The 10,704-nt window shown below is 71.0% G+C and carries 9 protein-coding genes; 6 read left to right on the top strand and 3 right to left on the bottom strand.

Annotated elements, in window-relative coordinates:
* Positions 1–186 precede the first annotated feature (186 nt).
* The 3 genes from groL to H9645_RS14255 form a co-directional block, all read right to left on the bottom strand.
* On the bottom strand, positions 187–1,827 hold the full coding sequence (groL, locus tag H9645_RS13005; RefSeq protein ID WP_191730095.1) for a chaperonin GroEL: 1,641 nt from the start codon (positions 1,825–1,827) through the stop codon (positions 187–189).
* Between the two features lie 71 nt (positions 1,828–1,898).
* Positions 1,899–2,186 (bottom strand): co-chaperone GroES, encoded by a 288-nt coding sequence (groES, locus tag H9645_RS13000; protein ID WP_132998933.1) that lies wholly within the window; start codon positions 2,184–2,186, stop codon positions 1,899–1,901.
* Positions 2,187–2,410: 224 nt separating this feature from the next.
* On the bottom strand, positions 2,411–2,911 hold the full coding sequence (locus H9645_RS14255; protein WP_225218251.1) for a porin family protein: 501 nt from the start codon (positions 2,909–2,911) through the stop codon (positions 2,411–2,413).
* Positions 2,912–3,066: 155 nt separating this feature from the next.
* Here H9645_RS14255 and H9645_RS12990 point away from each other — a divergent pair, with 155 nt between their 5' ends.
* From H9645_RS12990 to accC, 6 genes are all read left to right on the top strand, one after another.
* Positions 3,067–4,944 (top strand): endonuclease, encoded by a 1,878-nt coding sequence (locus H9645_RS12990; protein WP_191730094.1) that lies wholly within the window; start codon positions 3,067–3,069, stop codon positions 4,942–4,944.
* Between the two features lie 145 nt (positions 4,945–5,089).
* Entirely contained in the window at positions 5,090–7,543 is a 2,454-nt protein-coding gene (locus H9645_RS12985) for a protein-disulfide reductase DsbD family protein (RefSeq protein ID WP_425490250.1), read from the top strand.
* A complete protein-coding gene (locus H9645_RS12980; RefSeq protein WP_191730093.1) occupies positions 7,543–8,142 on the top strand; it encodes a TlpA family protein disulfide reductase in 600 nt (199 codons plus the stop codon). Before H9645_RS12985 ends, H9645_RS12980 begins: the two co-directional genes overlap by 1 nt.
* A gap of 114 nt (positions 8,143–8,256) precedes the next feature.
* Positions 8,257–8,703, top strand: a complete 447-nt coding sequence (gene aroQ / locus H9645_RS12975; RefSeq protein ID WP_191730113.1) for a type II 3-dehydroquinate dehydratase — start codon at positions 8,257–8,259, stop codon at positions 8,701–8,703.
* Between the two features lie 55 nt (positions 8,704–8,758).
* On the top strand, positions 8,759–9,238 hold the full coding sequence (gene accB, locus H9645_RS12970) for an acetyl-CoA carboxylase biotin carboxyl carrier protein (RefSeq protein ID WP_191730092.1): 480 nt from the start codon (positions 8,759–8,761) through the stop codon (positions 9,236–9,238).
* Between the two features lie 10 nt (positions 9,239–9,248).
* Positions 9,249–10,616 carry an acetyl-CoA carboxylase biotin carboxylase subunit gene (gene accC / locus H9645_RS12965; RefSeq protein ID WP_191730091.1) on the top strand — a complete coding sequence of 456 codons (1,368 nt, stop codon included), beginning with the start codon at positions 9,249–9,251 and terminating at the stop codon, positions 10,614–10,616.
* Positions 10,617–10,704 lie beyond the last annotated feature (88 nt).

Raw genomic sequence — 10,704 nt, 5'->3', positions numbered from 1 at the left:
GGCGGCCGGAAGTGGGAGCAGGACAGCGCAGATTCCGGCTGGGCATCCCCCCTGCGTCCGCGCCGGGCCGCCGCAGCCCGAAAACAACAACGCGAACATTCCCTTCACTTGGGAGAAGAACAAAAAAAAGGACCCCGCCGTGGCGGGGTCCTCCTGGTGTCGCGGTACAGCAGCTTGGGGCGTGGATCAGAAGCCCATGCCACCCATGCCGCCCATGTCGCCACCGCCCGGCATCGCCGGCTCTTCCTTCTTCGGCAGCTCCGCCACCATCGCCTCGGTGGTGATCATCAGGCCGGCGATCGACGCCGCGTTCTGCAGCGCGGTGCGGGTCACCTTGGTCGGGTCCAGGATGCCGAACTCGATCATGTCGCCGAACTCGCCGTTGGCGGCGTTGTAGCCGAAGTTGCCCGAACCGTCCTTGACCTTGTTGACGATCACGGAGGGCTCTTCGCCGGCGTTGGTCACGATCTCGCGCAGCGGGGCTTCCATCGCGCGCAGGGCGATCTGGATGCCGTGGTTCTGGTCTTCGTTGGCACCCTTCAGGCTCTCGACCGCGGCCTTGGCGCGCAGCAGGGCGACGCCGCCGCCCGGGACCACGCCCTCTTCCACCGCCGCACGCGTGGCGTGCAGGGCGTCTTCGACGCGGGCCTTCTTTTCCTTCATCTCGATCTCGGTCGAGGCACCGACCTTGATCACGGCCACGCCGCCGGCCAGCTTGGCCACGCGCTCCTGCAGCTTCTCGCGGTCGTAGTCGGAGGAGGTCTCCTCGATCTGCGCCTTGATCTGCTTGATGCGGCCTTCGATGCCACTGGTCTCGCCGGCGCCGTCGATGATGGTGGTGTTCTCCTTCGAGACCTGCACCTTCTTGGCGCGGCCGAGGTCGTTGATGGTCGCCTTCTCGAGCGAGAGGCCGACTTCCTCGGAGATCACGGTGCCGCCGGTGAGGATCGCCATGTCCTCCAGCATCGCCTTGCGGCGGTCGCCGAAGCCCGGGGCCTTGACGGCGCAGACCTTGACGATGCCGCGGATGGTGTTCACCACCAGGGTCGCCAGGGCCTCGCCCTCGACTTCCTCGGCGATGATCAGCAGCGGCTTGCCGGCCTTGGCCACGCCCTCGAGGACGGGCAGCAGGTCGCGGACGTTCGAGATCTTCTTGTCGTGCAGCAGGATGAAGGGATCATCCAGCTCGGCCGACATCGACTGCTGGTTGTTGATGAAATACGGCGACAGGTAGCCGCGGTCGAACTGCATGCCTTCGACCACGTCGAGCTCGTTCTCGAGGCCCGAGCCCTCTTCGACGGTGATCACGCCTTCCTTGCCGACCTTGTCCATCGCCTGGGCGATCAGGTCGCCGATGTTGGCGTCGGAGTTGGCGGAGATGGTGCCGACCTGGGCGATTTCCTTCGAGGTCGACGACGGCTTGCTGATGGTCTTCAGCTCGGCCACGGCCGCGGTCACGGCCTGGTCGATGCCGCGCTTGAGGTCCATCGGGTTCATGCCGGCGGCGACCGCCTTCATGCCCTCGCGGATGAAGGCCTGGGCCAGCACGGTCGCGGTGGTGGTGCCGTCGCCGGCGTTGTCGGAGGTGCGCGAGGCGACTTCCTTCACCATCTGCGCGCCCATGTTCTCGAACTTGTCGGCCAGCTCGATCTCCTTGGCGACGGACACGCCGTCCTTGGTGATCGTGGGCGAGCCGAAGCTCTTGTCGAGCACGACGTTGCGGCCCTTCGGGCCCAGGGTCGCCTTGACGGCGTTGGCGAGCACGTTGACGCCACGCACCATCTTGGCGCGCGCGTCCTCACCGAAGCGGATTTCCTTCGCGGACATGTCAGTTACCTCTGAATTGGATCAGTTGGAATGCTGGATTGAAGCCAGGATTGCGATGCGCTTCGGTGCGCTCAGCCGACGATGGCGAGGATGTCGTCCTCGCGCACGATCTTGTATTCGGTGCCTTCGTGCTTGTAGGCCGAGCCCGAGTACTGGCCGTAGATGACCTTGTCGCCAACCTTGACCTTCGGCGCGCGCAGGCTGCCGTTGTCCAGGGCCTTGCCCTCGCCCACGGCCACGACCTCGCCCTGGGTGGGCTTTTCCTTGGCGTTGTCGGGGATGACGATGCCGCCGGCGGACATCTGCTCGGCTTCGATCGGCTTGACGACCACGCGGTCGTAGAGCGGCTTCAGGTTCATTGCGATCCTCACAAGTGATTGAATTTACGGGGTCGACGGTCAATCGGTCGCGCATTCTGGCAGTCGACAGGGCCGAGTGCCAGAGGACGCGCCGCGAAAACCCGGCAGCGCCGGGATGCCCGCAAGATGGGGGGCCGCCGACGCGGTTCAAGGGGGCGCGGGAGAAATCATGTCGCGCCCCTGCGGGCCGCCCCGTGGGCCGGCGCGCGCGGGGCGGCGGCCGATCAGAAGCGCCAGGCGCCGACCAGTGCGGTCTCGCCGTCGTTGGGGCTGTGCAGGCTGGCGTTGGAGATGTGCCGGATGGACAGCGAGAACCGGTCCCAGCGCCAGCCCACCGAGGTGATGAACTGCGGATCGCCGGAGAGCGCGTCGGTCTCGCCCGACTGGGCACCGATCGCGGCACCCAGCGCCAGGCCGTTGTCGGTGCGCTCGTAGCGCAGGCCGACGTAGCCGACCCAGACATCGTCCTCCAGGTCCCGGTCGGCGACGGGGCGGCGTCCGTCAACGTAGATCAGGCCGGTCTGGGCGCGCAGCACGGCGTTGTCGAGCTGGCGCAGCGCCGGCACCCAGGCGATCGAACCCGTGCGGGTGAACTCACGGTCGGTGGTGGTGGAGGCGCCGATCGCCAGCTCGATGTCGCTGCCGGCCGAAGCCGCCAGCGGCGCCGACGCCAGCACCAGCGCCGCCATCCCTGCGCGCAGCGCGGAGCGGTGGGAAACATGCATGGGGGGGGCCTGGGATGAATACGGAGGGGGCAATCGGCAAGAATACGGCTCGCGCGTCGCGCCGGCGTGCAGGCACGCGGAAAAGTGTGTCCCTGCGCGACAACCGTCATGAAGCAGGGGTAGATTGCGCGGTCCACCATGGGGAGAACCACCGAATGCGCGGCAAGCGTTCCACTCTGTTCTGTGCGGTCGCACTTGCGGTCGCGGCCACGTTCCCGGCCCAGGCCGAAGTCTTCATCAACGAGATCCACTACGACAACGCCGGCACCGACGCGGGCGAGGCGATCGAAGTCGTGGGCAGCGCCGGGGAAAGCCTGGCCGGCTACCAGCTGGTCCGCTACAACGGAAACGGCGGCGCCAGCTACGGCACCGACACCCTGGCGGCCGGCACCCTGGCGACGTGCGGCGGACAGGTCCGCTTCGCGACCGTCAACTATCCGCTGGACGGCCTGCAGAACGGCTCGCCCGACGGCGTCGCGCTGGTCGACCCGCAGGGCAACGTGCTGCAGTTCCTGAGCTACGAGGGCACGTTCACCGCGAGCAACGGCCCGGCGGCCGGGATGACCAGCGTCGACATCGGCGTCGCCGAGGCCAACACGGCGCCGGTCGGCACCTCGCTGCAGCTCACCGGCACCGGCAACGTCGCCGCGGACTTCTCGTGGGCCGACTCGGCCACCCAGACCTTCGGCACCTGCAACAACGGCCAGTCCTTCGGCGAAGCCGGCAACGCCGCGCCGCGCGTGGTCGAGACCTTCCCCGCCGAGGGCTCGAGCGACTTCCCGTACGCGGCCGACCTGACCGTCACCTTCAGCGAGCCGGTGGTCGTGCAGCCGGGCGCCTTCAGCCTCAGCTGCGACGGCGTTGGCCGCCGCCGCACCACGCCGCTCGACCACGTCGGCCAGGCCACGAGCTTCACCCTGACCCCGTCGCGTCCGCTGGTTCCGGGCCAGGCCTGCTCGCTGCACATCGATGCCAGCCTGGTCGCCGACCTCGACGAGGCCGCGCCCGAATCCGACACCACCGTCGCGTTCCGCGTGAAGTCCGCCGACAGCGGCACCGGCAGCGGCGGCTACTACGGCCGGGTGAACACCTCGAGCGCCGGCCAGCTGCGCTGCTCGCTGCACGAGACCATCCGCGGCCACGTCGCCTATCCGTACAGCGGCAGCGGCACCAACACCTGGACCATCCTCGAGATCGCCGACGAGGATCCGAACGACGCCGGCAAGATCCTCGACGTCTACCGCAACCGCAGCTACACCAAGGGCCAGGACCGCGCCGGCAGTGGCGGCAGCAACAAGTACAACCGCGAGCACACCTGGCCGAACTCGCTGGGCTTCCCGAGCAACAGCCAGGACGGCCTGCCGAACGCGCCCTACACCGACACCCACATGCTCTACCTGAGCGACGAGGGCTACAACTCCAACCGCGGCAACATGCCCTTCGCCAACTGCGGCGCGGGCTGCGCCGAGCGCCCGACCGAGGCCAACAACGGCCGCGGCGGCGGCACCGGCGTGTACCCGGGCAACTCGAACTGGGTGCAGGGCAGCAACGGCAACCTGGGCTCGTTCGAGGTCTGGGGCGCACGCAAGGGCGACATGGCCCGCGCGGTGATGTACATGGCGATCCGCTACGAGGGTGGCCAGCACCCGACCACGGGCCAGCGGGAACCCGACCTGGAGCTCACCGACAACCGCAGTCTGATCGTCGGCACCAGCTCGCTGTCCGCGCCGGCCTACATGGGCCTGCTGTCCACGCTGATCGAGTGGCACCTGGCCGATCCGCCGGATGACGCCGAGCGCGCGCGCAACGAGGTGATCTTCGCCCACCAGGGCAACCGCAACCCGTTCATCGACCGCCCGGAATGGGGCAGCGTGGCGCTGTTCACCTCGACCTCGCCGGCGACCTGCGAACTGGCGACGCCGGAGCCCAACCCGCCGCGCAACCCGCGACTGCGGGACCTGAGCGAGCGCGTGGCGGCGCCCGCGCCGAAGCCGGCGGCCACCACGGTCAGCCGGACCAGCCGCCTGCGCTGACCGCGCCAGGCCGTGACCAGGGGAGGGCGCCGGGAGACCGGCGCCCTTTTCCGTTCCGGCGCAACGATGCGTCCACCGGCCACATCGGCGCCGCACCGACCCGCTCGGCTACCCTAGGTGGCCCCCTGCCCGGCATCGCATCGCCTTGAACCTGCAGTCCATCGTCCGTCGCGGCACCTTCCTCATCCGCCTGGCCGGCCTGTCCGCGATCGCCGCCGTGCTGCTGGCATCGCCTGCGGCCTTCGCCGTCGACATGGACGACCTGCTGCCGGTGGACGAGGCCTTCGTGCTGCGGGCCGAGGCCACCGGGGTGGACGGCATCCAGCTCGACTGGGCGATCGCCGACGGCTACTACCTGTATCGCCACCGGATGGGCGCGGAGGCCCTGGACGGCGGCTTCCGCGCCGCACCCGGCGGCCTGCAGCTGCCGGCCGGCAAGCGTCACACCGACGAATTCTTCGGCGAGGTCGAGACCTACCGCGGACGCGTCCGGGCGCTGCTGCCCGGTGCCGCCGCGGGACCCCGCACGCAGCTCAAGGTGCGCTACCAGGGCTGCGCCGACATCGGCATCTGCTATCCACCGCAGACCCGCACGATCACGGTGGCGCTGCCGGCGGCGGCCGCGCGGAATACCGCCGGCGGCAGCCAGCCCGATGCCGGCTTCTCCGCGCTCGGCCAGTCGCTGGGCGTCGGCCCGCGGCCGCTCGCCCTTCCCGGCGCCACCGGCGCCACCGGCGCGATGCCGCTGCCGGAGGACCAGGCCTTCACCTTCGAGGCCATCGCCGACGGTGGCGACGCGATCCTGGTGCGCCTCACGCCGGCCAAGGGCTATTACATCTACCGCGACCAGAGCCGCTTCCAGCTGGACGCCGACGGCATCCGCGCCGGCACGCCACGCTGGCCGCGCGGCGTGCAGCACCGCGACGAGTATTTCGGCGACACGGTCGTCTACTTCGACCAGCTCGACCTGCCGCTGCCGCTGGTGCGCAGCCACGCCGAGCCGCGCCAGGCGACCCTTACCGCCACCTTCCAGGGCTGCCAGGCCAACGGCATCTGCTACCCGCCGATGACGCGCAAGGTCCGCCTGTCGCTGCCGGCGGGCACGGTGACGGCGCCGGCCCCGGCCCCGGCCACCGCGACGGGCGCACCGCCCGCGCCCGGCACCGGGACTCCGACGCCCGATCCGGCCCGGGATGCCGCGACGTCGGTCGCGGCGGCTCCGCGAGACGCCGCGGGCCCGGCGGATGCCCCGGCCGGCACTGACGACACCCGGAAGACCGCGGCCACTGGTGGCGCCACCGCGCCCGACGCCGGCACGTCCCCGGGCGACGCCGGCGCCGACGCCACCGCCGACAACGCCGCGCGCAGCACCCCGCCCGCCGACGGCCGCGGCGGCCTCGCGCTCGCCCTGCTGCTGGCGCTGGCCGGCGGCGTCCTGCTCAACGTCATGCCCTGCGTGCTGCCGATCCTGTCGCTGAAGGTGCTCGGCCTGGCCCAGGGCGGCGGCGACCGCGCCCGGGCGCGCCGCCACGCGCTCTGGTACACGGCGGGCGTGCTCACCGCATTCGCCGTGGTCGGCCTTGCGGTACTGGGGCTGCGCGCGGCCGGCCAGGCCATGGGCTGGGGCTTCCAGCTGCAGCAGCCGGGCTTCGTCGCCGCGATGGCGCTGCTGATGACCGCGGTCGGGCTCAGCCTGTCGGGCGTGTTCAGCATCGGCGGCAGCGCCAACCTCGGCCAGGGACTCGCCGCGCGCACCGGCCCGGTCGGCGACTTCTTCACCGGGGTGCTGGCCTGCGTCGTGGCCAGCCCCTGCATCGCGCCCTTCATGGGCGGCGCGCTGGCGTACGCCTTCACCGCGCCGGCCGCGGTGGCCGTGCTGGTATTCCTGGCGCTGGGCCTCGGCCTGGCCCTGCCCTTCCTGCTGGTCGGCTTCGTGCCGGCGCTGGCCGACCGGCTGCCGCGGCCCGGTGCGTGGATGGACACGCTGAAGCAGGTGCTGGCCTTCCCGATGTACCTGACCGCGATCTGGCTGGCCTGGGTCCTGGGCCGCCAGCGCGGCGTCGACGCGATGGCCCTGGTGGCCGCGGGCGCGGCGGTGATGGCACTCGCCCTGTGGTGGCTGGAGCGCGCGCGCATGCGCGGCGGCTGGCTGCAGCGGCTGCCGGCGGTCGCGCTGCTGGCCGTCGCACTGTCCTCGGCCTGGCTGGTGGGCCGGCTGCCGGCGCGGGCGGCCACCGCGATCGCCGCCGAGGGCGGCAGCGTGCCCTATTCGGCCGACGGGCTGCAGGCGCTGCGCGCCGCGGGCACGCCGGTCTTCGTCAACATGACCGCCGACTGGTGTGTCACCTGCAAGGCCAACGAGCGCACCACCCTGTCGAGCGAGGCCTTCCGCGCCGCGCTCGCGCGCACCGGCGCCACCTACATGGTCGGCGACTGGACCAACGTCGATCCGGAGATCAGCGCGTTCCTCGAACACCACCGGGCGGTCGGCGTGCCGCTCTACGTCGTCTACCCGCGCGGCGGCGGCGAGGGCGAGGTGCTGCCGGCGGTGCTCGACCGCGACACCGCGGTCGCCGCGCTCGAGCGGGCGGCGCGCTGATGGGCACGCGCGGCATCCTGCTGGTGGCCCTGGTCGCGGGCGTGCTGGGCGTGGTCGCGGGGCTGGCCGTGAACGGACCGGGCCCGCTGCTGCGCACCGAGCTGGGGCAGCGCGCGGTGCAGCAGGCGATGGAGGCGGTGGCGCCGCCCGCACCGGAAGGCCTGGCGGTGGCGAAGCGCGGCGGCCCGGTCCCGACGGTCACCCTGCCCGATCTCGAGGGCGTACCGCGCACCCTGCCGGGAGACTTCGACGGCCGGCCGCTGGTGGTCAACCTCTGGGCCAGCTGGTGCGGCCCATGCATCGAGGAAATGCCGGAGCTCGACCGCTACGCCGCCGAACAGGGCGACAACGGCATCCAGGTGGTGGGCATCGCGCTCGACGACCCGGCCGCGGTCGCGGACTTCCTGCAGCGCATCCCGGTGCGCTATCCGATCCTGATCGACGCGCCCGGACCGCGCGATGCCGGCGTCCAGCTCGGCAATCCCCGCGGCGTGCTGCCCTACACGGCCCTGGTCTCGGCCGACGGCCGCCTGCTGAAGCAGCGGATCGGCCCCTTCGCGCACGGCGAACTCGACGACTGGGCGCACCTCGAAGAGTGATTCAAACAATCGCTTAAAACAGCGCTTTGTCGCAAAACTTCGGCGATCTGGACAGCATCGGCCGCTTGGCGCAGACTGGCCGCCGTTTTTCCGCAGGCGTGCATGCCGCTTCGAATGGACCGGATCCTCGTCCTCCACGGCCCCAACCTCAACCTGCTCGGCAGCCGCGAGCCGGAGATCTACGGCCGCGACACCCTGGCCTCGATCGACGCCGCGCTGCGCGCGCGGACCGGGGCCGCGGGCCTGGCCTTCGAAAGCCTGCAGTCCAACGCCGAGCACGTCCTGGTCGACCGGATCCAGGCCGCGGCCAGCGACGGCACCCGCTTCATCCTGTTCAACCCGGCCGCATTCACCCACACCTCGGTGGCCCTGCGCGACGCCCTGGCCGCGGTCGCGATTCCCTTCATCGAGGTGCACCTGTCCAACCCGCACGCCCGCGAGCCCTTCCGCCGGCAGAGCTATTTCAGCGACCTGGCCGCCGGCATCGTCGCGGGCTTCGGCGCCGCCAGCTATTCCCTTGCCCTGGACGCCGCGCTGGCCCGCCTCGCGCCGGCGTCCTGACCCCGTCCCGTTTCCTTCGCCGGCGCACGCGCCCGGCCCGACCCGAGAGGCCCGCATGGACCTGAGAAAAATCAAGAAGCTGATCGACCTGCTCGAGGACTCCAACCTCGCCGAGATCGAGATCAAGGAAGGCGAGGAGTCCGTCCGCCTCGCGCGCACGCCGCGTGGCGCCTACGCCCCCGCCCAGGCGGCGCCGCATTACGCGGCCGCCGCCGAGCCGGTGATGCCGATGCAGTCGCCGGTGCAGGCCGCCACCGGTGGCGCGCGCCCCGCGGAGCCGACCGGCCCCTCGCTGCCCGACGGCCACGTCGTGCGCTCGCCCATGGTCGGCACGTTCTACGCGTCGCCGGCACCGGACAAGCCGCCCTTCGTCACCGTGGGCCAGGCCGTCAACGCCGGCGACACGCTGGCGATCGTCGAGGCCATGAAGATGTTCAACCCGATCGAAGCCGACGTCGGCGGCACCGTACTGGCGATCGTCGGCGAGAGCGGGCAGCCGGTCGAGTTCGACCAGCCGCTGTTCGTGATCGGCTGAGGCGGCCGGCATGCTCGACAAGGTCGTCATCGCCAACCGCGGCGAGATCGCGCTGCGCATCCTCCGCGCCTGCCACGCGCTGGGCATCCGCACGGTGGCGGTGCACTCCACCGTCGACCGCAACCTCAAGCACGTGGCCATGGCCGACGAGTCGGTCTGCATTGGCCCGGCGCCGTCGCCGCAGAGCTACCTCGACATGGCCAGCATCATCGCCGCGGCCGAGGTCACCGACGCCCAGGCGATCCACCCGGGCTACGGCTTCCTGGCCGAGAACGCGGACTTCGCCGAGCGCGTGGAGCAGTCGGGCTTCGTCTTCATCGGCCCCAAGGCCGACACCATCCGCATGATGGGCGACAAGGTCGAGGCCATCCGCGCGATGAAGGAGGCCGGCGTGCCCTGCGTGCCCGGCAGCGGCGGCCCGCTGGGCGACGACCCGGCGGAGAACGTGCGCATCGCCCGCGAGATCGGCTATCCGGTGATCGTGAAGGCGTCGGGCGGCGGCGGCGGCCGCGGCATGCGCGTGGTCCAGACCGAGGCCGCGCTGGTCAACGCCATCGCGACCACCAAGCAGGAGGCCAAGGCGGCCTTCGGCAACGACATGGTCTACATGGAGAAGTTCCTCGAGAACCCGCGCCACATCGAGATCCAGGTGCTGGCCGACGGCCAGGGCCATGCCATCCACCTCGGCGAGCGCGACTGCTCGATGCAGCGCCGCCACCAGAAGGTGGTCGAGGAAGCGCCGGCCCCGGGCATCACCCCGGAAATGCGCGAGGAGATCGGCCGGGTCTGCGTCGAGGCCTGCCTGCGCATCGGCTACCGCGGCGCCGGCACCTTCGAGTTCCTGTTCGAGGACGGACGCTTCTACTTCATCGAGATGAACACCCGCATCCAGGTCGAGCACCCGGTCACCGAGATGGTCACGGGCATCGACCTGATCCGCGAGCAGCTGATGATCGCCGCCGGGCGCCCGCTGTCGATCCGCCAGGAGGACGTGGTGCTGCGCGGCCACGCCATCGAATGCCGCATCAACGCCGAGGACCCGGACAGCTTCCTGCCCTGCCCCGGCCGCATCCAGCACTTCCACGCCCCGGGCGGGCCGGGCGTGCGCGTGGACAGCCACGTCTACGAGGGCTACACCGTGCCGGCCAACTACGACTCGATGATCGGCAAGCTGATCGTCCACGGCGCCGACCGCGAACAGGCGATCTGCCGCATGCGGGTGGCCCTGAGCGAGATGGTGATCGACGGCATCCGCACCAACATCCCGCTGCAGCAGCGCATCCTCGCGGATACCGGCTTCGAGGAAGGCGGGCGCAACATCCACTACCTGGAGAAGCGCCTGGCCGAGCGCAAGGAGAAGTCGCTCTCGCTCCTCTGACGGGCCTGCCGCCCGCTCCCGTCGGCGGCAACCATGCGGCAACGCACCATGGTCGCCGCCCGGCACTCGCATATGCTCGGGACTCGCC

Origin of the sequence: Luteimonas colneyensis (assembly GCF_014836665.1) — a bacterium.
Taxonomy (GTDB): Bacteria; Pseudomonadota; Gammaproteobacteria; order Xanthomonadales; family Xanthomonadaceae; genus Luteimonas; species Luteimonas colneyensis.
This window is presented reverse-complemented; position numbering and strand designations above follow the sequence as displayed.

What these genes read in the sequence shown, in the direction of transcription:
- groL (WP_191730095.1), bottom strand. Translation starts at nt 1,827, where the DNA reads ATGTCCGCGAAGGAAATCCGCTTCGGTGAGGACGCGCGCGCCAAGATG.
- groES (WP_132998933.1), bottom strand. Translation starts at nt 2,186, where the DNA reads ATGAACCTGAAGCCGCTCTACGACCGCGTGGTCGTCAAGCCGATCGAA.
- H9645_RS14255 (WP_225218251.1), bottom strand. Translation starts at nt 2,911, where the DNA reads ATGCATGTTTCCCACCGCTCCGCGCTGCGCGCAGGGATGGCGGCGCTG.
- H9645_RS12990 (WP_191730094.1), top strand. Translation starts at nt 3,067, where the DNA reads ATGCGCGGCAAGCGTTCCACTCTGTTCTGTGCGGTCGCACTTGCGGTC.
- H9645_RS12980 (WP_191730093.1), top strand. Translation starts at nt 7,543, where the DNA reads ATGGGCACGCGCGGCATCCTGCTGGTGGCCCTGGTCGCGGGCGTGCTG.
- aroQ (WP_191730113.1), top strand. Translation starts at nt 8,257, where the DNA reads ATGGACCGGATCCTCGTCCTCCACGGCCCCAACCTCAACCTGCTCGGC.
- accB (WP_191730092.1), top strand. Translation starts at nt 8,759, where the DNA reads ATGGACCTGAGAAAAATCAAGAAGCTGATCGACCTGCTCGAGGACTCC.
- accC (WP_191730091.1), top strand. Translation starts at nt 9,249, where the DNA reads ATGCTCGACAAGGTCGTCATCGCCAACCGCGGCGAGATCGCGCTGCGC.